Annotated in this window: 23 protein-coding genes; 8 read left to right on the top strand and 15 right to left on the bottom strand. The window is 62.9% G+C overall.

Features of this window, described 5'->3' with window-relative positions:
* The 9 genes from BLS08_RS01345 to BLS08_RS01305 all read right to left on the bottom strand — a co-directional run bounded on the left by BLS08_RS01345 (position 1) and on the right by BLS08_RS01305 (position 8,172).
* Positions 1-486: a carboxypeptidase-like regulatory domain-containing protein gene (locus BLS08_RS01345; RefSeq protein WP_186351327.1), complete on the bottom strand. Its 486-nt coding sequence runs from the start codon at positions 484-486 to the stop codon at positions 1-3.
* Between the two features lie 10 nt (positions 487-496).
* Positions 497-772 carry a PAAR domain-containing protein gene (locus BLS08_RS01340; protein WP_017676350.1) on the bottom strand — a complete coding sequence of 92 codons (276 nt, stop codon included), beginning with the start codon at positions 770-772 and terminating at the stop codon, positions 497-499.
* Positions 762-1,190: a type VI secretion system baseplate subunit TssE gene (gene tssE / locus BLS08_RS01335; protein WP_090335930.1), complete on the bottom strand. Its 429-nt coding sequence runs from the start codon at positions 1,188-1,190 to the stop codon at positions 762-764. The genes BLS08_RS01340 and tssE overlap by 11 nt, the downstream gene beginning before the upstream one ends.
* A 6-nt stretch (positions 1,191-1,196) precedes the next feature.
* Complete coding sequence (gene tssC / locus BLS08_RS01330) at positions 1,197-2,672, bottom strand: type VI secretion system contractile sheath large subunit (protein ID WP_090335928.1); 1,476 nt, start codon at positions 2,670-2,672, stop codon at positions 1,197-1,199.
* 24 nt (positions 2,673-2,696) lie between these two features.
* Positions 2,697-3,203, bottom strand: a complete 507-nt coding sequence (gene tssB / locus BLS08_RS01325) for a type VI secretion system contractile sheath small subunit (protein ID WP_090335926.1) — start codon at positions 3,201-3,203, stop codon at positions 2,697-2,699.
* Positions 3,204-3,258: 55 nt separating this feature from the next.
* Positions 3,259-4,821: a type VI secretion system protein TssA gene (gene tssA / locus BLS08_RS01320; RefSeq protein ID WP_017676346.1), complete on the bottom strand. Its 1,563-nt coding sequence runs from the start codon at positions 4,819-4,821 to the stop codon at positions 3,259-3,261.
* 434 nt (positions 4,822-5,255) lie between these two features.
* Positions 5,256-6,158 (bottom strand): D-hexose-6-phosphate mutarotase, encoded by a 903-nt coding sequence (locus tag BLS08_RS01315; RefSeq protein ID WP_017676345.1) that lies wholly within the window; start codon positions 6,156-6,158, stop codon positions 5,256-5,258.
* A gap of 99 nt (positions 6,159-6,257) precedes the next feature.
* Complete coding sequence (locus BLS08_RS01310; RefSeq protein WP_017676344.1) at positions 6,258-7,634, bottom strand: TRAP transporter large permease; 1,377 nt, start codon at positions 7,632-7,634, stop codon at positions 6,258-6,260.
* Positions 7,627-8,172, bottom strand: a complete 546-nt coding sequence (locus BLS08_RS01305; RefSeq protein ID WP_017676343.1) for a TRAP transporter small permease subunit — start codon at positions 8,170-8,172, stop codon at positions 7,627-7,629. The genes BLS08_RS01310 and BLS08_RS01305 overlap by 8 nt, the downstream gene beginning before the upstream one ends.
* A 244-nt stretch (positions 8,173-8,416) precedes the next feature.
* Between BLS08_RS01305 and BLS08_RS01300 the strand changes: the two genes are divergently transcribed.
* Positions 8,417-9,517, top strand: a complete 1,101-nt coding sequence (locus BLS08_RS01300; RefSeq protein ID WP_017676342.1) for a TRAP transporter substrate-binding protein — start codon at positions 8,417-8,419, stop codon at positions 9,515-9,517.
* Positions 9,518-9,592: 75 nt separating this feature from the next.
* On the opposite strand, the gene BLS08_RS01295 is transcribed toward BLS08_RS01300, so the two are convergent.
* Positions 9,593-9,997, bottom strand: coding sequence for an acyl-CoA thioesterase (locus tag BLS08_RS01295; protein ID WP_017676341.1), 405 nt, complete (start codon positions 9,995-9,997; stop codon positions 9,593-9,595).
* 362 nt (positions 9,998-10,359) lie between these two features.
* On the opposite strand from BLS08_RS01295, the gene BLS08_RS01290 reads away from it, so the two are divergent.
* From BLS08_RS01290 to BLS08_RS01275, 4 genes are all read left to right on the top strand, one after another.
* Positions 10,360-10,557, top strand: a complete 198-nt coding sequence (locus BLS08_RS01290) for a hypothetical protein (protein WP_017676340.1) — start codon at positions 10,360-10,362, stop codon at positions 10,555-10,557.
* 19 nt (positions 10,558-10,576) lie between these two features.
* Positions 10,577-10,741, top strand: a complete 165-nt coding sequence (locus BLS08_RS01285) for a DUF1328 domain-containing protein (protein WP_017676339.1) — start codon at positions 10,577-10,579, stop codon at positions 10,739-10,741.
* 10 nt (positions 10,742-10,751) lie between these two features.
* Positions 10,752-11,213: an inhibitor of vertebrate lysozyme family protein gene (locus BLS08_RS01280; protein WP_017676338.1), complete on the top strand. Its 462-nt coding sequence runs from the start codon at positions 10,752-10,754 to the stop codon at positions 11,211-11,213.
* 131 nt (positions 11,214-11,344) lie between these two features.
* Entirely contained in the window at positions 11,345-12,574 is a 1,230-nt protein-coding gene (locus BLS08_RS01275; RefSeq protein WP_017676337.1) for a nucleoside recognition domain-containing protein, read from the top strand.
* 21 nt (positions 12,575-12,595) lie between these two features.
* Here BLS08_RS01275 and BLS08_RS01270 read toward each other — a convergent pair whose 3' ends face one another.
* Positions 12,596-13,180, bottom strand: coding sequence for a hypothetical protein (locus BLS08_RS01270; RefSeq protein ID WP_017676336.1), 585 nt, complete (start codon positions 13,178-13,180; stop codon positions 12,596-12,598).
* A gap of 288 nt (positions 13,181-13,468) precedes the next feature.
* Here BLS08_RS01270 and BLS08_RS01265 point away from each other — a divergent pair, with 288 nt between their 5' ends.
* Positions 13,469-14,446 carry an SDR family oxidoreductase gene (locus tag BLS08_RS01265; RefSeq protein ID WP_017676335.1) on the top strand — a complete coding sequence of 326 codons (978 nt, stop codon included), beginning with the start codon at positions 13,469-13,471 and terminating at the stop codon, positions 14,444-14,446.
* On the opposite strand, the gene BLS08_RS01260 is transcribed toward BLS08_RS01265, so the two are convergent.
* Entirely contained in the window at positions 14,415-14,630 is a 216-nt protein-coding gene (locus BLS08_RS01260; protein ID WP_017676334.1) for a dodecin, read from the bottom strand. The two genes, BLS08_RS01265 and BLS08_RS01260, sit on opposite strands and share 32 nt — an antisense overlap.
* A gap of 66 nt (positions 14,631-14,696) precedes the next feature.
* Positions 14,697-15,584 (bottom strand): LysR family transcriptional regulator, encoded by an 888-nt coding sequence (locus tag BLS08_RS01255; protein WP_017676333.1) that lies wholly within the window; start codon positions 15,582-15,584, stop codon positions 14,697-14,699.
* 130 nt (positions 15,585-15,714) lie between these two features.
* On the opposite strand from BLS08_RS01255, the gene trpB reads away from it, so the two are divergent.
* Together trpB and trpA are read left to right on the top strand one after the other, a co-directional pair.
* A complete protein-coding gene (trpB, locus tag BLS08_RS01250) occupies positions 15,715-16,929 on the top strand; it encodes a tryptophan synthase subunit beta (protein WP_017676332.1) in 1,215 nt (404 codons plus the stop codon).
* Positions 16,926-17,735 carry a tryptophan synthase subunit alpha gene (trpA, locus tag BLS08_RS01245; protein WP_017676331.1) on the top strand — a complete coding sequence of 270 codons (810 nt, stop codon included), beginning with the start codon at positions 16,926-16,928 and terminating at the stop codon, positions 17,733-17,735. The genes trpB and trpA overlap by 4 nt, the downstream gene beginning before the upstream one ends.
* 73 nt (positions 17,736-17,808) lie before the next feature.
* Here the strand turns inward: trpA and BLS08_RS01240 are convergent, their stop codons facing one another.
* Positions 17,809-19,245 (bottom strand): SulP family inorganic anion transporter, encoded by a 1,437-nt coding sequence (locus BLS08_RS01240; RefSeq protein ID WP_017676330.1) that lies wholly within the window; start codon positions 19,243-19,245, stop codon positions 17,809-17,811.
* A gap of 182 nt (positions 19,246-19,427) precedes the next feature.
* The gene (ybaL, locus tag BLS08_RS01235) at positions 19,428-21,158 is read right to left on the bottom strand and encodes a cation:proton antiporter domain-containing protein (protein ID WP_017676329.1); all 1,731 of its coding nucleotides are present in this window, start codon (positions 21,156-21,158) and stop codon (positions 19,428-19,430) included.
* Positions 21,159-21,354: the final 196 nt, after the last annotated feature.

The following is a 21,354-nucleotide window of genomic DNA, read 5'->3' as shown; positions in this document are numbered from 1 at the left end:
TCAGCGGCTCGTCCATGTGGCTGGGTCGACACAATCGCCGGCGTTGGCCAGCAAAGCGTCGGCGCGGTGGTCATTCCACTGCGCGGGGATCAATTCCAGGTCGCCTATCGGCGGGCTCTGGGTCGGGCAACCATTACGGGACGTCCAGACGCAATGCCGTGGCTGGAACCCTTGCGCTTCGACCGTCATGACAACGATGCACAGCGGCGCATCTGCCAGCACAGCGAAGAGCCGCCAATCCTCGTGGGCGCCAAAGGCGAATCGACCCTGACTGTCGCTGCGCACCTGATAGCTGTGCGAGGTGTCGCTGGCGACCTCAAGAATGAGCGCCGCACCACGCACCGGCTGACCGTTCTCTGCGGAAACTAGACGCCCATCGATAGCCGGGTTGATCGGCGCCGCATGCGGGGCCAACACGCACCCCTGCAGCGCAAGCACTGCCAGCAGATAGCTCCATCGAACCCGAGAACGCAGATGACGATTCATCACGAGCGACTCAACCGCCAATCAACACGGTGCCGGAGCCAGCCACCACGGTATTGCCATGACTGCCCACGCTACCCACCACCGCCGCCGGCTTGCCGTTGATCAGCACGGTAGGAATCACCGCGCCGGACATAGTGCCGCCGCAGGCGGAGGCATCGCCCATGCGCGCAGCGGGCAGGCTGTCGAACAGCACGTCGGGTGAGCCGGCGGCGATCGGGTTGGTGCCGTGGCCGGGAATCGGGCAGGCAGTGGGATCGCTCAGGCGGGCGGCGGGTTTACCGGACATGTGACGCTCCTGGGTTGACGTTGACCTGACCGCTGCCATCCAGGCTCGCGGAGAAACTGACCTGACGCCTGATGCCGTCCATTTCCAGCATCGCGTCGATGGCGAAGGCCTGACGCAAAGGGTCATGGGTACGCGGCAGGGAAATCACCCGCACTTCGCTTAAACGCGGTTCGTACACTTCGATAAAGCGTTCGATGGCGATACGTGCCTGCTGCAGCGAATCGTGCAGCGACAGGCGCATATCGTTCAAATCGGGCAACCCGTAGTCGGGCAACGTTTGCACGCTGCCCGCCCGGGTGCTGAGCATTTTCGCCAGGTGGGTAGCCACCGACGCCATGGCGGAGACCTCGCGGCTCCAGCCAGCACGCTGGCTGGCTTCACCGCCGAGGCGTTCGAACAGGCTTCCGTACCCGGCCATGGATGCTTATTCCTTGTCCAGCTTGCCGACCAGCGACAGGGTGAAATCGGCACCCATGTACTTGAAGTGCGGGCGCACGTTGAGGCTGACGCGGTACCAGCCCGGCTCACCATCGACATCGCTGACGATCACTTGGGCGGCGCGCAGCGGACGACGGCTACGCACTTCGGAGCTCGGGTTTTCCTGGTCGGCGACGAACTGGCGGATCCACTTGTTGAGTTCCAGTTCGAGGTCGGTGCGCTCTTTCCATGCGCCGATCTGCTCGCGCTGCAGCACTTTCAGGTAGTGGGCCAGGCGGTTGATGATGAACATGTACGGCAGCTGGGTGCCGAGTTTGTAGTTCAGTTCGGCGGTCTTGCCTTCTTCGCTGATGCCGAAGAATTTCGGCTTCTGCGTCGAGTTGGCGGAGAAGAACGCGGCGTTGTCGCTGCCTTTGCGCATGGTCAGGGCGATAAAGCCTTCTTCGGCCAGCTCGTATTCACGACGGTCGGAGACCAGTACTTCGGTCGGGATCTTGGTTTCGATCTCGCCCATGCTTTCGAAGTGGTGCAGCGGCAGGTCTTCTACCGCGCCACCGCTCTGCGGGCCGATGATGTTCGGGCACCAGCGAAACTTGGCGAAGCTGTCGGTCAGCTTGGAGGCGAAGGTGTAGGCGGTGTTGCCCCACAGGTAATGCTCGTGGCTGTTGGCGACGTTTTCTTTGTAGACGAAGGTCTTCACCGGGTTGTCTTCCGGGTCGTACGGGTTGCGCAGCAGGAAGCGCGGTACGGTCAGGCCGACGTAGCGGGCATCTTCCTGCTCGCGGAAACTCTGCCATTTGGCGAATTGCGGGCCTTCGAAGTGATCTTTCAAATCTTTCAGGTCTGGCAGGCCGGTGAAGCTTTCCAGGCCGAAGAACTTCGGACCTGCCGCTGCGATAAACGGTGCATGCGACATGCAGGCGACGCTGGCGACGTACTGCATCGTTTTGACGTCAGGCGCGCTCGGGTCGAAGAAGTAGTTGGCGATCAGGGCGCCAACTGGCTGGCCACCGAACTGGCCATATTCAGCGGTGTAGATGTGCTTGTACAGGCCGGACTGCATGATTTCCGGGCTGTCTTCGAAGTCATCCAGCAGATCCTGCTTGGAGGCGTTGATGATCTCCAGCTTGATGTTTTCGCGGAAGTTGGTGCGATCCACCAGCAGCTTGAGGCCGCGCCAGGAGGATTCCAGCGCCTGGAACTCGGCGTTGTGGAGGATTTCGTCCATCTGCCGGCTGAGCTTGGCGTCGATCTCCGCGATCATGCGGTCGACCATGGCCTTTTTTACTGGCTCATTTTCGTTTTGCGGCTTCAGCAACTCTTCGATAAAGGCCGATACACCGCGCTTGGCGATGTCATAGGCTTCGTCGCCCGGAGTCAGTTTGGTCTCGGCAATGATGCGGTCGAGGATGCCGAGGTCGGCGGCGCTGCGACCGCTCTCTACTGCTGCACTAGTGCTCATGAATTAGCTTCCTTGTTAATTGAATCAGGAGTCCAGCTTGCCTTGGGCAGCCAGGCCGAGTTCACCGAGTACGCGGTCACGCGAGTCGTCGTCAGCCAATACGCTTTCGATCGCTTTGCGGAAGGCCGGGGCATTACCCAGTGGGCCTTTCAGGGCGACCAGGGCGTCGCGCAGTTCCATCAGCTTTTTCAGTTCAGGCACTTGCTCGACCAGGTTGGCCGGGTTGAAGTCCTTCATCGAGTTGATGTTCAGCTGCACGGCCATTTCGTCGTCGGTCGGCTCGTCCTGCAGACGGTTAGGCACGGCGAAAGTCAGGTTGAGTTCCTGCTTGGCCAATACTTCGTCGAAGCTGTTCTTGTCGATGCTGATCGGCTTGCGGTCTTCGATCTTGCGATCGTCGGCGCGCTGGGTGAAATCACCCAGAACCATCAGTTTCAGTGGCAGTTCGATCTCTTCCTGGGCGCCGCCGGTAGCGGGTTTGAAAGTGACGTTAATGCGTTCCTTGGGGGCTACCGAGCCTTCTTTGGCCATGGGTGTTCTCCTTTGCGTTGATGGCCCGGAGGCCTTGATTGGGCGTGTTGGCGCCTTACTCCAGCACCACCTCGAGGTCGAGGTGGCACAACCTGCGATAGATCTCGTCCTTGCTGTCGCGCACTGCATGGTTCTGCGGCAGGAGCTCGCAGCAGTTGTGCAGCAAACGCAGCACATCCAGGGCGAGATCGGGTTCCCACTCGCCGAGACCGGAGGCTTGCAGCGTCTGGTCGAGCGATTCGAGTTGGGTCTTGGCCAGGTCGTACTTCTTCGCGGCGAAGCACAGGCGGGCCAGGGTCAGTTGCCAGAAGAAACGCTCGCGGCCGCCACGGGCACGCGACATGCCTTGCTTGAGCTGTTGCACGGCGGCTTTCAGGCCGTCCTTGCGCAGCCCGGGTAGCACCTGCTGCAGGGCTTCCTCCCAGGGCGGTGTGGCACCCTGCTCGCTGGCAACTGGCTTCTTCTCCACTTCCGGCGCCTGCAGGTGCGGCAGCACGTGGGCGCCGATCCAGGCACGGGTTTCGGCGTCGGCGAAGGGCACGCCGTCGTGAAAACGCAGCTCGTCCAGACCGGGAACACGCTGCAGGAACAGGGCGAACTGGATTTCCACCTCGCGCATGGCCTGTTCGGCCTTGAGCTCCTGCAGGCATTCCCAGACCAAGCGCTGGCCGTCGAGCCAGAACGGCGCACGGGCGATGCTGGCTTCGAGGTCAGCGAGCAAATCGGCATAGGCGCCCTGGGCGAAGCGCTCCTTGTAGGACGCCAGCTTGTCGGCTGGCAGGCCGCGCAGGGCGGTGATCTGTTCGGCGTTACGCTCGGGCAGCGACTCGATGGGCAGCCACAGCAGGGTGCGCGCCAGGCGCAGCGGCTTGAGGTCGGTGGCCTTGTTCTTCAGCCACCAGGCGCACAGCGGGCGAGCGGCATCCTGCTGGCTGCGCAGGGCCTTGTGCGCATCCTTCTCGCTTTCGATGGGGCCGCTGCCGGTGATGATCTGGGTAGCGACTTGCTTGACCTGGGCGATGGCAGCGCCGACTGTGCCCGGCTCGGCCTGGCCCTGGCTGGCGCGCTTGATCTGCTCGTCGAGGCGGCGGCACAGCGGCAGCAGCAGCGGCGAGTCCTCGCCGAGGTGGCTCGACAGGGCGGCTTCCAGACCGTGCAGGTGTTCGGCCAGGCGGCGAAACAGCGGCAGCTGTTCGCTGATCGGCACGTGTTCGGCCAGCGCCTGCTCCAGGCGCGGCAACAGCCAGTTGATGGCGGCAGTGCGGGTACGCGCCTTGCGCGGGTGCAACTCGTGCCAATGGTGCTCGCAAAGGTAGTGCAGCAGGTTCAGACCGGCCTGCAGGCCGGCGAAGGATTCGCGCTGGAAAAGGCCCCAGGTCAGCCAGGTGGCGGCCCGCAAATCCTTGGACTGGGTGGTCAGCAGGTTCTCGCTGCCCTCGCGTACCTTCTGCCAGTCGATAGCGCCGGTTTCATGCAGCGACGAGGCCTTGCCCAGCTCGGTTTCCAGCATTTCGTATTCGCTGGAATAACGCACGTCTTCACCGGCGAAGTTCCCTTCATTAATAGGGGATTTGGCCAGATTGAGATAATGAGCGGTGAGCTTGCTGGAGTACGTCATTCCATGACTCGACTATTAAAGTGGGCAACTTCCGCGAAATCTCATATCGCCGCTATGGCTTAGAGAAAACATCGCAGTGCGCAACTTTTTGCGCAGTTGTTTGTGCAACAAATTGCGCAAGATCCTTATAGGTCGGGCATCCTAGCCCCATGACCCGAGGTGAGCAACCGCCCAAAGTGTGAAACACCTAACATTCGTCGACATCTTTCAAATTATTACCGGAACGCTAGAGCCGACTATTTGTCTCGCACTTAGGACAAGTTGTTATCGATGTTTTGCGTTTCAGATAAGCCCTTGGATAGTTGTAAGAAATTACTTACTAGCAAATTAGTGGCGCATCACACTTACTGGCGCATTGATATTATTTTTTGTGATGCCAGCCACTGTCCAGAGAGCTGGCTTTATGCCAGGACAGCCAGCCAGCTCAGCGCCTGTCAGTTCAGCAGAGGCTCGCTGGACAGGCGCAGCTCCAGACGATGCCGCTCGTCGGCTTTCAGTTGCAGGACATCCTCAAGCACATTGGCCGTCTCGATGCAGAGCATGTTCTGCCAGGCGTCGTCGGGAAATTGCGAGAGGCGCTTGGCCTTGTCGACCCACGGATTCCACAGCACGGCCGAACGTGAACCACGGGCATCCAGATGGATGCGCCGCCCCCAGCCGGGGTCGACGATACTCAGCCGCGCGGGGGTATCGAGGTAGATGCGATCCGTCTCGGCGCTGAATCCCAGTTCGTCCTGCTGACGCAGCTCCTGCCAGTCCAACAGGGTGTCGAGGTAACGACAGGCCTGCAGCCCCTCGACGCTGACCTGGCGCACGTCGCTGACGGCGAAGTAGCTGTGCAGCGCCTGGCTCAGGGTCAGGGGCGTGTCACCGCGATTGTGGGTTTCCAGGCTCATGCTGAGATCCTGCGCCAGACGCACGACGAAGGTCAGGCCGACGTCCCTGGGCCAGCCGTCCAGCGGCTGATTACGCGTGTCATAGGCAAAGCGCAGAGTGACAGTGTCGTCCTCCTCGTCGATGCCCAGCAGCTCCCAGTCCAGCGCTCGCACCAGGCCGTGGGCCGGCGCCTGCTCCTGATGGTAGTGCGCCTGCACGGCCTGCGGATTGCGCCGCAGGTCACCGAACCAGGGCCAGCACACCGGCACACCACCACGCACGCTTTGGCCACGTTGGTAGGCCGCATCCGGGCTTAGCCAGATCAGCGGCGGCTGCTCGCCCTGCTGGTAACTGAGAATCTGCGCACCCTGCTGGGCCACCAGCAATTCGCTGTCGGCGGCACGAATGCGCCAGCAGACCAGTTGATCCAGTTCCACGCGTTCGACTTGGGCGGTGCTCATGACGACCTCTCGCTGAGATAGATGACAGATAGTGTGACAACGCAAAAAGCAAAACGCCCATCACAAGGACGGGCGTTTTGCCAAACCAGCCAGCGATACTTATTTGCCGTAGACCTGCTCCGGCAGCCAGGTGATCAGCCCGGGGAAGATGTAGGCGATTACCAGCAGCAGAATCTGGATCAGGATGAACGGCACGACACCCTTGTAGATGGTGCTGGTGGGAATGCTCGCCGGCGTCACGCCACGCAGATAGAACAGCGCGAAGCCGAATGGCGGAGTGAGGAAGGACGTCTGCAGGTTCAGTGCGATCATCACGCCGAGCCAGATCGGATCGAGGCCCATGGCCAGCAGCACCGGCCCGACGATCGGTACCACCACGAAGGTGATCTCGATGAAGTCGAGAATGAAGCCGAGCAGGAAGATCACCAGCATCACCAGGAAGAACGCACCCAGCACGCCGCCTGGCAACTGGGCGAACACGTCCTCGATCAATGCCTCACCGCCGAAGCCACGGAACACCAGCGAGAACAGCGAAGCACCGATCAGGATCATGAAGACCATGGCACTGATTTCGGTGGTGCCGTAGGCCACTTCCTTGAGCTGGCCAAAGTTCAGCTTGCCCTTGCTGAAAGCCAGCAACATGGCGCCCACGGCACCCAATGCAGCAGCCTCGGTCGGCGTGGCATAACCGGCGAGGATCGAGCCCAGCACCGCGCCGATCAGGATCAGCGGCGGAATCAGCGCCTTGCCCAGCTTGCCCCACTCGATCGGACCCAGTTCCTCCTGCGGCAGCGCCGGCAGTTTCTTCGGCTGGAGGATGGCGACTGCGATGATGTAGACGATGTACAGGCCAACCAGCAGCAGCCCAGGAATCAGCGCGCCGACGAACAGGTCGCCGACCGATACGGTCTTCGGCGAGAAGATGCCCATCTTCAACTGTGCCTGCTGATAGGCGCTGGACATCACGTCACCCAGCAGCACCAGCACGATCGAGGGTGGAATGATCTGCCCCAAGGTGCCGGTAGCAGCCAGTGTCCCGGTGGAAATGGCCGGGTCGTAACCGCGGCGCAGCATGGTCGGCAGTGCCAGCAGGCCCATGGTCACCACGGTGGCACCGACGATACCGGTAGAAGCAGCCAGCAGAGCGCCGACCACGCACACGGAAATCGCCAGGCCGCCACGCAGGGTGCCGAACAGGCGCGACATGGACTCGAGCAAGTCCTCGGCCACCCGTGAACGTTCCAGCATCACCCCCATGAACACGAACAGCGGCACGGCGAGCATGGTCTGGTTGTTCATGATGCCGAACAGACGGTTCGGCAGGGCGCTGAGGTAACCGGGGTCGAAGGTGCCCGTGACGACGCCGATAGCGGCGAACAGCAGGGAAACGCCGGCCAGGGTGAACGCCACCGGGAAGCCGGCCATCAAGGCCACGCAAATACTGACGAACAGCAGAATCGCCATCAACTCAGCCATGTTTCACCTCCGGAGCCGGCAGGCGACCGCTGAAGACGTAGAGCGCCTTGATCAGATTGGAAATACCTTGCAGTACCAGGCTGATGACCAGTACCAGGATGATGCTTTTCTGCAGGTAGACGAATTTCAGCCCGCCAGACTCGCTGGAGGCTTCGAAGGTCGACCAGGCATTGCTGACGTAGTCCCAGCTGGCCCAACCGAGAAACAGCGCGACCGGCAGCAGGAACAGCAGGTTACCGAAAATCTCCACCAGCGCCTGACGGCGGCCGCTGAACTTCTGGTAGAAGATATCCACGCGCACGTGACCGTTGCGCTGCAGCACCCAGGACGCTGCGCCCATGAACACCAGTGCGTGAGCGTAAAGCACCGCCTCCTGCAGGGCTGTCGCGCCGATACCGAAACCGTAACGCAGTACCACGACGATGGTGGTACCGATCACCAAGAATACCGTCAGCCAGGCGCAGGCCTTGCCGAACCAGCTGTTGAGCGCATCGATCAGATATGCAAGAGCTAGGGGAAATGAAGGCTTGTCGGACATAGTGAGTCCTTTATCGTTATGAGTAGGAGACAGGACAGCAAGCCGGTTGGCTGCACGTCACGCCGCCCGCGTCCTTGTGAGCCGCAGGCCGGCGATTCTAGGCAGGCTACTGGTAATGCAGCAATGCCCGTACAACTTTAGTCGTATTAGCTAGGCTTGTAGGTCACGACCCCCTATGTTATTCACGCCCGGTCTACCTTCGGCGATCCCGTGGTAAGACCAATACAACAAGAAGGAGCATTGCATGAAACGTCGCGACATACTCGCCGCAGCGGGCGTAGGCCTTGCAGCAACCGCACTGGCTGGCTGTAAAGAAGATGCCAAGAGCGCCGCAGCACCCCAAGAGGGTTCGAGTTCCCAAACCTTCAACTGGAAGATGGTCACCTCCTGGCCGAAGAACTTTCCGGGCGTCGGCGTGGGGGCCGAGCGCTTCGCCAAGCTGGTCGAGGAAATGAGTAACGGCCGCCTGAAGGTCAAGGTGTACGCAGCAGGTGAACTGGTACCGGCACTGGAAGTGTTCGATGCAGTCTCCCGTGGTACCGCCGAGATGGGTCACGGCGCACCGTATTACTGGAAAGGCAAGGTCCCGGCTGCGCAGTTCTTCTGCGCCTCGCCATTCGGCCCCAACGCCCAGGAAATGAACGCCTGGCTGCACCGCGGTGGTGGTCAGCAGCTGTGGGAAGAGGTCTACAAACCCTTCGGCGTGCTGCCGATGGCCTGCGGCAACACCGGCGTGCAGACCGCTGGCTGGTTCAACAAGGAAATGAACTCGGTCGACGACTTCAAGGGCCTGAAGATGCGTACCCCGGGCCTGGGCGGCGAAGTGCTGACCAAGATGGGCGGCACCGTGGTCAACATGCCCGCCGGTGAAATCTTCACTGCCATGCAGACTGGCGCCATCGACGCCACCGAGTGGATCGGCCCATACAACGATCTGGCTCTCGGCCTGCACAAAGCAGCCAAGTACTACTACACCCCGGGCTGGCAGGAGCCGAGCGTTCTGTTCGAGCTGGACGTCAACATCAAGGCCTGGGAAACCCTGCCGCCGGACCTGCAAGCCATCGTTCGCGCTGCTGCTCGTGACGTCAACGGCGACATGCTCGACGATTACAACGCCAAGAACATGGAGGCCATGGAGCAACTCAAGGCCGACGGCGTGGAAGTTCGCCGCCTGCCGGACGAAGTCCTGGCCCGCCTGAAGGAAGTGGCGGCCGAGGTGGTCGATGCCAGCGCAGCGGCCGACCCGGCAGCAACCAAGGTGTGGGAACACCAGAAGGCCTACCTCAAGCGCCTGTACGAATACGCGGAAAGCAACGAGAAGGATATCTACAACATCCGCGGCTGATCGCTCAGCAAAACAAAACGCCGGCTTCTAGCCGGCGTTTTCGTTACTGCAGTTCGCGTTTGCGCTGGGTGAACGTCAACCGCGTCGCGGCGGGACCGGACGAGTGCGACCACTGCCGTCGATGGCGACGAACACGAATACCGCTTCGGTGACCTTGCGCCACTCGTTGGACAGCGGATCGTCGCTCCACACCTCGACCATCATCTGAATCGAACTGCGGCCGATCTCCAGTGCCTGGGTGTAGAACGAGAGCTGGGCGCCCACCGATACCGGTACCAGAAAGGCCATGCGATCGATGGCAACGGTCGCCACGCGGCCACCTGCGACCTTGCTCGCCATCGCGGTGCCGGCGAGATCCATCTGCGATACCAGCCAGCCACCGTAGATATCACCGAAACCATTGGTCTCGCGCGGCAACGCAGTGATCTGCAGGGCGAGGTCACCCTGGGGAATCGGGTCTTCCTGTTCGTAGTCGTTCATCGGTTCGAGACTCGCGGCGCGGTTGTTGTTCTGGGCGCGGAACCCGCATGGCACACGGGCGCAGCGAGTATACCGACTGTGCAGTCGACGAGCGACCACTCTGGCGGGGCGTAAAACGTCACAGCCCATGCGGGGTCGGGCAAAACGCACGACCGGGCAAACCTCGTTCGGGCAGTATGCCTGCCTCCTAAGACTTTATAAAAACGCAAACCAATGATTTACAAGGCTTTTATAAAAATAAAAAGTCTGGCACGGGTGATGCAACGTTCCCAGTGAGTGACCGGTCATGCACCGGTTGCAATACAGAACAAGGAAGAGACGGATAGCGCGCCATCCGCCTCCAACGCAACAGGAGAATCGCCATGTGGATAGTTGCTCTGGTGCTCGCCACCTTGCTGCTTCTGCTCAGCCTGACGCTCGCCAGCGTTGTACTGATTGGCCAGACCCTGTGCGCGAGCCGCAATACCGCCGAGCTGGAGCTGCCCACGGGCGCTGCGCCCCAGCCTCTGGACCCGAGCAACGCGCAAGACCCCTGGCCTGCCTGGGCCATTACCCACTGATCCATCGAGGAGAAACATCATGCTTAGTTGGGCAGTCACTTTCCTGATCATCGCCATCATCGCCGCAGTACTGGGCTTCGGTGGTATCGCCGGCACCGCTGCTGGTATCGCCAAGATCCTATTCGTGGTGTTCCTGGTGCTGTTCATCGTCTCGTTCGTCATGGGCCGCCGCCCGCGTCTTTAGGGAGAGATAGATGCAGTCGATTCACGCCATTGCCGCCGCCCTGCTGATGGGCGGCGCCCTGGCGGCTCAGGCCGCCGACCGCGACACCAGTTTCCATCCAGGCGAGTTGCTCACCAGCAACACCGAGTACCGCCAAGCCTGGCAGGACCTGGTAAAGGATGAAGAGCGCCTGCCGGACTGGCTGATCAATCTCAGCGGCCTTTCTACCCCCATGCAGGCAGTGGAAGCCGATAGTGATCGCTACCTGGTCGGCCAGGTCTGCGAAGCGCACAGATGTTTCGGCCAGCGCGCCTATGTCGCCTTCGAATGGGAAGACGACGAAGCCTACGCGCTGTACGTGCAGGTACCCGACGGCCTGCCCGAGGATCGCGCGCCCAGTGAACACGCCAGCCTGCGCTGGTTGGGCGACCCGGACGAGGAGGTCCAGCAGATGCTGATGGAACAGCTGCGCAGTGATCCCAACTGGTACTAGGCATGGTGCCCGCTTATCGAGGCTGGGAGCGAACTGACCGCCGAACAACCGCGTAACGGCAGTTTGCCGGACGTCCCATGGAATCGGGCGACGCGTTATCATCCCCCGCCAGAACGACGAGGGGGTACGGCATGCTCAATGGCCTGTGGCTGAGTTTTTTTCTGGTGGCAGCAGTCGCGGGCTTCTCCCGCTGGCTAATCGGCGATGACCCGGCGGTGTTCGGCGCCATGGTCGAGAGCCTGTTCGCCATGGCCAAGCTGTCGGTGGAAGTGATGGTGCTGCTGTTCGGCACCATGACCCTGTGGCTCGGCCTGCTGCGCATCGCCGAGCAAGCCGGCCTGGTGGATGCCCTGGCGCGCGTGCTGGGCCCACTGTTCGCGCGCCTGATGCCGGAAGTGCCGCGCGGCCATCCGGCGCTCGGGCTGATCACCATGAACTTCGCCGCCAACGGCCTGGGTCTGGACAATGCCGCCACGCCCATTGGCCTCAAGGCCATGCGCAGTCTGCAGGAGCTGAACCCGGACAAGCTCACCGCGAGCAACGCGCAGATTCTCTTTCTGGTGCTCAATGCCTCGTCGCTGACGCTACTACCGGTCTCTATCTTCATGTATCGCGTCCAGCAGGGTGCAGCCGACCCGACTCTGGTGTTCCTGCCCATCCTGCTGGCAACCAGTGCCTCGACCCTTGTCGGCCTGATCTCGGTAGCGCTGATGCAGCGCCTGCGCCTGTGGGATCCGGTGGTACTGGCCTACCTGATCCCAGGGGCGCTGCTGCTCGGTGGCTTCATGGCCCTGCTCGCCGGCCTCAGCGCCACCGCTCTGGCGGCGCTGTCATCGTTGCTCGGCAACCTGACCCTGTTCGGCGTGATTCTGGCCTTCCTGGTGGTCGGCGCACTGCGCAAGGTCAAGGTCTACGAGCAGTTCATCGAAGGCGCGCGCGAAGGCTTCGATATCGCCAAGAGCCTGCTGCCGTATCTGGTGGCGATGCTCTGCGCAATCGGCGTGCTGCGGGCTTCCGGCGCCCTGGAGTTCGGCCTCGACGGCATCCGCTGGATGGTGGAAACCTTCGGCTGGGACACCCGTTTCGTCGATGCACTGCCCACCGCCCTGGTCAAGCCGTTCTCCGGCAGTGCAGCGCGCGCCATGCTGATCGAGACCATGCAGACCCATGGCGTGGACAGCTTCCCAGCGTTAGCCGCGGCAACCGTCCAGGGCAGCACGGAAACCACTTTCTACGTGCTGGCGGTTTACTTCGGCGCAGTGGGTATCCAACGTGCTCGCCACGCCGTCGGCTGCGCTCTGCTGGCGGAGCTGGCGGGAGTGATCGCAGCGATCACCGTCACCTACTGGTTCTTCGGCTGATCATCTTCGCGCTGGGGCGGCTCAATCGGCACCCAACCCCAGCTTGTCGCCCGCCCAGCTCAGCAACGGATCGGTGTGCTGGTATTCACGCAACGCCAGCAGCTTGGGCGCGATGAACGCCTCGAAGTCCTCGGGCTGCTCGAAATACACCCCGGTGAAGATGGTGAACATCGACTTGTTGCCGACCGTGGCATAGAACAGGTTGCCCACCGGCTCGCCGTCCTGGGTAAGCAGCTTGAGGCTGGCGCGACTGGCCAGCTTGGTTTCCAGCGGCAGATCCTGCTGCACCAGCCCGCTGTCACGCAGGCCGAACGAGGCGCCGAACGTCTCGGCATAACTGGTCATCAGCGCATCAGCGGCGCGCGGATAGAGAGAGACACCGCTGTAGAGATAGAACCAGTCGCTGCCCTCGCTCTCAAAACTGAGGTCGATGCTGCGCGCAGCGTAGGTCACCAGCTTCTCGTAGTGCCCTTCGTCCGGCGCCTCGTAAGCGGCGAAATCCTCACCGCTGAGCAGCAGGCGGCGCTCCTCGGCAAGTGGCGGTTCGTTGTCGATGCAGCCGCCGAGCGACAGCGCGACGAACAACACCAGCATCATCCTGAACATGACTATCCTCCCTGAATAAGCGCGGCCAGCTTGCCTGATCCACGCCTCTGTGGCCAGCCGCAACCCTCGTGGCTGTGCGCGGCACCACAGCCTCCGTGCGCCTGGCGTAAATCGCCACGGCCGCTGGCGACTTCTGCCATTGTCAGCTGGCGGTCGTCTGCCTAGCCTGGCGTCGGTAAAAACCATAATCACAAGGCCTGCGTCTCAACGGGCCACGTCCGTCGCACCGGCGCTCTTCCGGTATTTGAACGGACCAGGGCGGACATCAGTATCCGCCGGGAGGCAATCATGCGCGTTCTGATCACCGGTGCTGCCGGCTTCATCGGCCATCAGCTGCTCGACGAACTGGCCATCCAGCACCCTGAATGGACACTGATCGCCGCAGACATCCGCCCCCTCGCCAGCCAAGGGCTGAAAGCCAACGTCGAGCCAGTGCTACTGGACATGGGCCGCCCGGCGCAGGTGCGTGCCTGCATCAGCGGCTGGAAACCGGATGCCATCGTCCATCTGGCCACGGTGATCCGCCCACCACGCGATATGACCGAAGCCCACCTGCACGCCATCGAAGTCGGTGGTACCCAATGCCTGGTCGATAGCGCACTCGCCAACGGTGTGCGCCAACTGGTGCTCACCAGCTCCGGTGCAGCTTACGGCTACGCCGCGGACAATGCCGAATGGATCGACGAAGATCAGCCGCTACGTGGCCACCCACATTTCGCCTACGCCAAGCACAAACTGGAAATCGAACAACTGTTGGCGCGCTACCGCAAGGAACATCCGCAGCTGCGTCAACTGGTGCTGCGCCCCGGCACCATCCTTGGCAAGCGCCTGAACAACCCGATCAGCGACCTGTTCAAGAAGCGCACGGTGCTGGGCGTGCTCGGCCACAGCAGCCGTTTCGTGTTCATCTGGGAGCAGGACGTGGTCGGCATCATCCGCCAGGGCCTGGAAAAGAACCGCGAAGGCATCTACAACCTGGCCGGCGATGGCGCGTTGGGCCTCAAGGAAATCGCCGAGATCCTCGGCAAACCCTACCGGCCGCTACCGGCGCCGCTGCTCAGCGGCGCGCTGCGCCTGCTCAAACCACTGGGGCTGAGCCAGTACGGCCCGGAGCAGCTGGATTTTCTGCGCTACCGACCTGTGCTGGCCAACCAGCGCCTGAAGGAGGAATTCGGCTACCAACCGCGCTATTCAAGCCGCGAAGCCTTCTACGCCTTCCTCGCCGCCCAGGGCATCAGCTACCACTCAAGCGAAAGCCAATCTTGAGCGTGACCTGGTAGTGACCCACCTTGCCATTCTCGATATGGCCACGGGTGTCGACGACCTCGAACCAGTCCATGTTGCGCACGCTCTTGGCGCATTCGGCCAAGGCGTTCTCGATGGCCTCCTCGATGCTGGTGCGGGACGAGCCGACGATCTCGATCTTCTTGTAGGTGTGGTGGTTGGACATGTCATTGCTCCACGGTGGCTTTACTACCAGCCTAGACCAGCAGCCAGAGCGCGCCCCCGAAATGACCTAAACCCGTAGCTCGCGCTCCAGCCAGCGCGCCAGTTGCTGAGCGCGGCCGTCCCGCGCGCGACCAGGCACCCACAACGCCAGGCGCGCCGACGTTTCGACGAAGCCCCAAGGCGCGACCAGGCGACCATCGGCCAGGTCGTCGGCTACCAGCATCTGCGGAGCTATAGCCACACCGAGGCCCGCCGCGGCGGCCTCCAGCAGATAGTAGAGATGTTCGAAGCCCTGCCCATGCTGCAGCTTGTGCGAGTCGAGCCCTTGCGCAAGGGCCCATTGCGGCCAGGCTTGGGGGCGCGACGCGGTATGTAGCAGCGGCTCATCCAGCAAGGCGGCCGCCGGCGCCGAACCGAGCTGCCCATAACTGGCGTAGCGTGGGCTCAGCACCGGGCCGATGCGCTCTACGCCCAGCTCGTACACCTGCATGTCCACCGGCCAGGGCGGGCTGGCGAAGCACAGGGTGGCATCCACTCCAGGGCGACGCGGGTCCAGTTCGCCCTCACTGGCGGATAACTGCAGGCGCAGTTCCGGTAACTCGCGATTGAGGCGATCCAGACGCGGGATAAACCAGCGTGCCAGCAGGCTGCCGGGGCAACCGAGGACGAAGGGTGCATCGTCCTGGCGCTGGCGCAGCTCGGCACAGACGCCACGCAGGCGCTCGAAGGCATCGCTTGCCGCATCACGCAGGCGCATGCCGGCATCGGTGAGTTTCACGCCGCGACCATCCTTGTCGAACAGGCTGACCCCAAGCTGTTCTTCCAATGCACGAATCTGCCGGCTGATCGCACCATGGGTAACATGCAGCTCCTCGCCCGCACGGCTGACACTCTGCAGACGAGCGGCGGCCTCAAAGGCGCGCAGGGCATTCAGCGGGGGCAGTTCTCGGCTCATTGACTTGTGACTTTTCCTGACATGTCAGGGCAATCTAATCGCTTTTCAGCCTGCCCGCCAGGGGTAGAATGGCGCCATTGCCAATCCTCCTGTCCGCTTGTGGGCAGAGGACCCAGACAGGAGCTCGATCATGACCTCATTTCGCACCGGCCCCGACGCTCGCGGCCTGTTCGGCCGCTTCGGCGGTCAGTTCGTCGCCGAAACCCTGATGCCGCTGATCAACTCGCTGGCGGCCGAGTATGAGAAGGCCAAGAACGATCCAGTCTTCCTCGAAGAACTCGCCTACTTCCAGCGCGACTACATCGGCCGTGCCAGCCCGCTGTACTACGCCGAGCGCCTCTCCGAGCACTTCGGCGGAGCGAAGATCTACCTCAAGCGCGAAGACCTGAACCACACCGGCGCGCACAAGATCAACAACTGCATCGGCCAGATCCTCCTGGCCAAGCGCATGGGCAAACAGCGCATCATCGCCGAGACCGGCGCTGGCATGCATGGCGTGGCCACCGCCACCGTGGCTGCACGTTTCGGCATGCAGTGCGTGGTGTACATGGGCACCACCGACATCGACCGCCAGCAGGCCAACGTCTTTCGCATGAAGCTGCTCGGCGCCGAGGTGATCCCGGTCACGGCCGGCACCGGCACCCTCAAGGACGCCATGAACGAAGCCCTGCGCGACTGGGTGACCAACGTCCACAACACCTTCTACCTGATCGGTACCGCCGCCGGTCCGCATCCGTACCCAGCCATGGTGCGCGACTTCCAGTCGGTGATCGGCAACGAAGTGCGCGAGCAGATCCTGGGGAAGGAAGGGCGCCTGCCCGACTCGCTGGTCGCCTGCATCGGCGGTGGCTCCAACGCCATCGGCCTGTTCCACCCCTTCCTCGATGACGAAGGCGTGCAGATCGTCGGCGTCGAGGCAGCTGGCCATGGCATCGATACCGGCAAGCATGCGGCGAGCATGGCCGGTGGCGCACCGGGCGTGCTGCACGGCAACCGCACCTTCCTGCTGCAGGACGAGGACGGCCAGATCACCGATGCCCACTCGATTTCCGCCGGCCTCGACTACCCCGGCGTCGGCCCGGAACACGCCTGGTTGCACGAGATCAAGCGCGTCGAGTACGTGCCGATCAGCGATGACGAAGCCCTCGAAGCCTTCCACCACTGCTGCCGCCTGGAGGGCATCATCCCGGCCTTGGAAAGCGCCCACGCGCTGGCCGAAGCCTTCAAGCGCGCACCCAAGCTGCCCAAGGATCACCTGATGGTGATCAACCTGTCCGGTCGTGGCGACAAGGACATGCAGACCGTGATGCACCACATGCAGGACAACCAGGAGAAGCACGCATGAGCCGCCTGCAGAACCGTTTCGCCGAACTGAAAGCGGAAAACCGCGCCGCGCTGGTGACCTTCATCACCGCCGGTGACCCCGACTACGCCACCTCGCTGAGTATCCTCAAGGGCCTGCCGGACGCTGGCGCCGACGTGATCGAGCTGGGCATGCCCTTCACCGACCCGATGGCTGATGGCCCGGCCATTCAGCTCGCCAACATCCGCGCACTGGCCGGCAAGCAGGGCATGCAGCAGACGCTGCAGATGGTTCGTGAATTTCGCGAAGGCAACCAGAGCACGCCGCTGGTGCTGATGGGCTACTACAACCCGATCTTCGTCTACGGCGTCGAACGCTTCATCGCTGATGCCAAAGAGGCCGGCGTCGACGGCCTGATCGTGGTCGACCTGCCGCCGGAGCACAACGACGAGCTGTGCGAGCCAGCGCAAAGCGCGGGCCTGGACTTCATTCGCCTGACCACGCCGACCACCGACGACGACCGCCTGCCCACCGTACTGGCCGGCAGCTCCGGCTTCGTCTATTACGTGTCGGTGGCGGGTGTCACTGGCGCCGGTGCGGCGACCATGGATCATGTCGAAGAGGCAGTGGCGCGCCTGCGTCGCCACACCGACCTGCCGCTGTGCATCGGCTTCGGCATCCGCACCCCGGAGCACGCCGCCGAAGTGGCCAAGCGCGCCGAGGGCGCGGTGGTCGGCTCGGCGCTGATCGACAAGATCGCCGAGGCGAAAAGCCCGCAGCAGGCCATCGACGGCGTACTCGGCCTGTGCCGCGAACTGGCTGAAGGGGTGCGTGGCGCGCGCCGCTGATCGTCCTCGATGCAAAGAAAAACCGCTGCTCCTGGCGACAGGGCAGCGGTTTTTTCGTTACGGCATCAGCCGTCTACTCGCCAGCACGCTTGAGCAACTGCTTGCAACGCTCGGACAGGTGCACCACACGCAAGTGCTTGCCGGCGCGCTCGTAGCGCTCACGCAGAGTCTTCAGCGCGGCGATGGCCGAGTAGTCGACGAAGCTCAGGTGGCGGCAGTCCAGGGTGACCTGCTGCGGGTCATCGGCCGGCTCGAACTGCGCGAGGAAGGTGGTGCAGGAGGCGAAGAACAGCGTGCCGTGGGCACGGTAGAGCTTGCTGCCATCGGTCTGCATATCGCTGTCGGCATACAGCTCGCGGGCGTGCTGCCAGGCGAAATTGAGCGCGGCGATGACGATGCCGCAGAGCACGGCGGTGGCCAGGTCGGTGGCGACGGTGATGGCGGTCACCGCGACGATCACCAGCACATCGTTGGCCGGCACCTTGCCGGCCACGCGCAGCGAACCCCAGGCGAAGGTCTGCTGCGCCACCACGAACATCACGCCGACCAGCGCCGCCAGCGGGATACGCTCGATCAGTGGCGAGAGGAACAGCACGAAGAGCAGGATCATCGTCCCGGCGACCACCCCGGACAGGCGCCCGCGCCCGCCCGAACTGAGGTTGATCACGGTCTGGCCGATCATCGCGCAGCCGCCCATGCCGCCGAACAGGCCGGAAGTCATGTTGGCCACGCCAAGGGCTACACACTCACGATCCGGGTGGCCGCGGGTGGCGGTGATCTCGTCGGTCAGGTTCAGCGTCAGCAGGGTTTCCAGCAGACCGACCAGGGCCATCAGCACGGCGTAGGGGGCGATGATGATCAGAGTGTCCAGCGTCCAGGGAATGTCCGGCAGCACCAGGCTCGGCAGGCCGCCGGCAATCTGCGCCATGTCGCCGAGGGTGTGAGTGGGTAGATCCAGCAGATAGACCAGCGCACCGATGCCGAGAATCGCCACCAGCGCCGGCGGCACGGCGCGGGTCAGCCGCGGCAGCAGGTAGACGATGACCATGGTCAGCGCCACCAGGCCGAGCATCAGGTACAGCTCCTTGCCTTGCAGCCAGTGGCCGTCGTGCTGAAAGTGCTCGAGCTGAGCCAGGGCGATGATGATCGCCAGGCCGTTGACGAAGCCCAGCATCACCGGATGCGGCACCATGCGGATCAGCTTGCCCAGGCGCAACAGGCCGAACGCCAGCATGATCAGGCCGCCGAGCAGCACCGTGGCCAGCAGGTACTGCACGCCGTGCTGCACCACCAGGGCGACGATCACTACCGCCATCGAGCCGGCGGCGCCGGAGATCATGCCGGGCCGGCCACCGAACAGGGCGGTGAGAGTGCAGATGATGAAGGCGCCGTACAGGCCCATCAGCGGGTTGACCTGGGCCACCAGGGCAAAGGCGATGCACTCGGGCACCAGGGCGAAGGACGAGGTCAGGCCGGCCAGCAGGTCAGCGCGTAGGCGTGCGGGTTTCATGGAGTCTCGGCAAGCCGGCGGGGGCCGGGCGATGGCAGCGGAACGAAAAGGGGCGCGCATGGTAGCGCCCGAGCGCTCGTCCGTCATGCCCGATGCCGACTGTTCAGACGATAGTTGCCACACCTACGGATATGAAGCAGCCGCTGCTGGATCGCTCCAGCAGCAGCTCGCTCATCGCGGTCTCAATGGCTGTGTGTCGGACTCTGCCCCACATTTGCCTGAGCCGGGGCGAACTTGGAAAGGACGTGGTCCTTCATCCCGCGCGCCAGTTCTTCCTCGTCGAAGAACACCTCGCCAAAACCTTCGCGGCGGAAGATTTCCACCGCATCGGCGCTGTGGGTGCGGATCACGACTTCCACCTGCGGGTTCAGCGCCCGCGCGGTTTCGACCATGCGCTGCACGTTCAACGGATCGGGCGTGGCGATCACCAGCATCGACGCCTTGGCGATATGCGCCTGGATCAGCGTGCCCGGCTCGGCCGAATCACCGCTGACCGCCGCGATGCCCTGGCCGCGGATCTGCTCGACGCGCTCGCGATTCTGCTCGACCACGACGAAGGGAATGCCGCGCTCCAGCAGAGCCTTGGCGATGCGTCGACCTACCCGGCCGTAGCCAACCACCACCACTTGCCCCTCGAGGTACTTGCGCTCGGTACTGGCCGGCAGCACTGCCAGCGGGTCTTCACGAAATTCGAGGCGTCGCGCCAGGGCAGAACGCCGCAGCGCCAGCTCTTTGATCGGTTTGATGCAGGCGAACACCAGTGGATTGAGAGCGATGGAAATCAGCGCGCCAGCCAGCACCAGGCTCATGCCCTCGGCCGAGAGCAGACCAAGGTCCTTGCCCAGTCCCGCGAGGATGAAGGAGAACTCGCCGATCTGCGCCAGGCTCGCCGCCACGGTCAGCGCCGTGCTCAGCGGGTAGCGGAAAGCCAGAACCAGTAGCGCCGCCGCCAGGCCCTTACCGACGATGATGATGGCCACCACGGCTAGAACGCGCAGCGGCTCTTCGACCAGCACGGCCGGCTCGAACAACATGCCCACCGAGACGAAGAACAGTACCGAGAAGGCATCGCGCAGCGGCAGCGACTCCTCGGCCGCACGGTGCGAGAGGTCTGACTCGCGCATCACCGTACCGGCGAAGAACGCGCCAAGCGCGAAAGACACATGGAACAGCACCGCTGCACCATAGGCGATGCCGATAGCAGCGGCGACGACGGAGAGCGTGAACAGCTCGCGAGAACCGGTCTTGGCGATCTGCAGCAGCAGCCAGGGCAGCACGCGGCGCCCGACTACCAGCATCAGCGCAATAAAGCCGGCTACCTGCAGCAGGGTCATACCCAGCACCTGCCAGAGCGGCGTACCGGCATCGGCACCGATCACCTTGCCGCCGAGCATGCCGGCCAGGGGCGGCAACAGCACCAGCACCAGTACGGTGGCCAGGTCTTCCACCACCAGCCAGCCTACGGCGATACGGCCATTCATCGAGTCGGTGATGCCGCGCGTATCCAGCGCCTTGAGCAGCACCACAGTGCTGGCGCAGGACAGCGACAACCCCAGCAGGAGACTTTCACCGAAGGTCCAGCCCCACCAGCTGGCCACACCAAGCCCGAGCACGGTGGCCATGCTCATCTGCACCACCGCGCCCGGTAGGGCGATTTTCTTCACGGCCAACAGGTCTTTCAGGGAGAAGTGCAGGCCGACGCCGAACATCAGCAACATCACGCCGATCTCCAGCAACTGCGGCGCCAGTTCCATGTCCGCAACCATGCCGGGGGTCGCCGGGCCTAGCGCGATGCCCGCCAAGAGATAACCCACCAACGCCGGCAGCTTCAGCTTCTCCGCGATAAAACCGAAGATCAGAGCCAGACCAAAGCCACCGGCCAACATGGTGATGAGAGATATGTTGTGCTCCATCGCACCTCCTGTTTGCGTGAGTTTTCCTATCGCAACATCTGTGCCGCGACCAGATATACCCCAATAGAATAAGAAACAAATCTTATATCACGCTTTCATTCTTCCTACTTTTCCAGTCAGCTACTGGTTCAGCAAGCGTTGTGCAACGTACCCGTTGGATACCTACAACGCCCGGAATAGACGCGAATGACCGGCA

Origin of the sequence: Ectopseudomonas chengduensis, assembly GCF_900102635.1 — a bacterium.
Taxonomy (GTDB): domain Bacteria; phylum Pseudomonadota; class Gammaproteobacteria; order Pseudomonadales; family Pseudomonadaceae; genus Aquipseudomonas; species Aquipseudomonas chengduensis.
The sequence above is the reverse complement of the archived record's forward strand: the minus strand, read 5'-3'. Positions and strand labels throughout refer to the sequence as shown.

Excerpts from the sequence above, each read along its gene's own strand:
- BLS08_RS01285 (WP_017676339.1), top strand. The coding sequence starts at position 10,577 with ATGCTTAGTTGGGCAGTCACTTTCCTGATCATCGCCATCATCGCCGCA.
- BLS08_RS01300 (WP_017676342.1), top strand. The coding sequence starts at position 8,417 with ATGAAACGTCGCGACATACTCGCCGCAGCGGGCGTAGGCCTTGCAGCA.
- tssC (WP_090335928.1), bottom strand. The coding sequence starts at position 2,672 with ATGAGCACTAGTGCAGCAGTAGAGAGCGGTCGCAGCGCCGCCGACCTC.
- tssA (WP_017676346.1), bottom strand. The coding sequence starts at position 4,821 with ATGACGTACTCCAGCAAGCTCACCGCTCATTATCTCAATCTGGCCAAA.
- BLS08_RS01310 (WP_017676344.1), bottom strand. The coding sequence starts at position 7,634 with ATGGCTGAGTTGATGGCGATTCTGCTGTTCGTCAGTATTTGCGTGGCC.
- tssE (WP_090335930.1), bottom strand. The coding sequence starts at position 1,190 with ATGGCCGGGTACGGAAGCCTGTTCGAACGCCTCGGCGGTGAAGCCAGC.
- BLS08_RS01240 (WP_017676330.1), bottom strand. The coding sequence starts at position 19,245 with ATGAAACCCGCACGCCTACGCGCTGACCTGCTGGCCGGCCTGACCTCG.
- BLS08_RS01270 (WP_017676336.1), bottom strand. The coding sequence starts at position 13,180 with ATGTTCAGGATGATGCTGGTGTTGTTCGTCGCGCTGTCGCTCGGCGGC.
- trpB (WP_017676332.1), top strand. The coding sequence starts at position 15,715 with ATGACCTCATTTCGCACCGGCCCCGACGCTCGCGGCCTGTTCGGCCGC.
- BLS08_RS01280 (WP_017676338.1), top strand. The coding sequence starts at position 10,752 with ATGCAGTCGATTCACGCCATTGCCGCCGCCCTGCTGATGGGCGGCGCC.
- ybaL (WP_017676329.1), bottom strand. The coding sequence starts at position 21,158 with ATGGAGCACAACATATCTCTCATCACCATGTTGGCCGGTGGCTTTGGT.
- BLS08_RS01255 (WP_017676333.1), bottom strand. The coding sequence starts at position 15,584 with ATGAGCCGAGAACTGCCCCCGCTGAATGCCCTGCGCGCCTTTGAGGCC.
- BLS08_RS01275 (WP_017676337.1), top strand. The coding sequence starts at position 11,345 with ATGCTCAATGGCCTGTGGCTGAGTTTTTTTCTGGTGGCAGCAGTCGCG.
- BLS08_RS01260 (WP_017676334.1), bottom strand. The coding sequence starts at position 14,630 with ATGTCCAACCACCACACCTACAAGAAGATCGAGATCGTCGGCTCGTCC.
- BLS08_RS01345 (WP_186351327.1), bottom strand. The coding sequence starts at position 486 with ATGAATCGTCATCTGCGTTCTCGGGTTCGATGGAGCTATCTGCTGGCA.
- BLS08_RS01265 (WP_017676335.1), top strand. The coding sequence starts at position 13,469 with ATGCGCGTTCTGATCACCGGTGCTGCCGGCTTCATCGGCCATCAGCTG.
- BLS08_RS01295 (WP_017676341.1), bottom strand. The coding sequence starts at position 9,997 with ATGAACGACTACGAACAGGAAGACCCGATTCCCCAGGGTGACCTCGCC.
- BLS08_RS01290 (WP_017676340.1), top strand. The coding sequence starts at position 10,360 with ATGTGGATAGTTGCTCTGGTGCTCGCCACCTTGCTGCTTCTGCTCAGC.
- BLS08_RS01315 (WP_017676345.1), bottom strand. The coding sequence starts at position 6,158 with ATGAGCACCGCCCAAGTCGAACGCGTGGAACTGGATCAACTGGTCTGC.
- BLS08_RS01340 (WP_017676350.1), bottom strand. The coding sequence starts at position 772 with ATGTCCGGTAAACCCGCCGCCCGCCTGAGCGATCCCACTGCCTGCCCG.
- tssB (WP_090335926.1), bottom strand. The coding sequence starts at position 3,203 with ATGGCCAAAGAAGGCTCGGTAGCCCCCAAGGAACGCATTAACGTCACT.
- BLS08_RS01305 (WP_017676343.1), bottom strand. The coding sequence starts at position 8,172 with ATGTCCGACAAGCCTTCATTTCCCCTAGCTCTTGCATATCTGATCGAT.
- trpA (WP_017676331.1), top strand. The coding sequence starts at position 16,926 with ATGAGCCGCCTGCAGAACCGTTTCGCCGAACTGAAAGCGGAAAACCGC.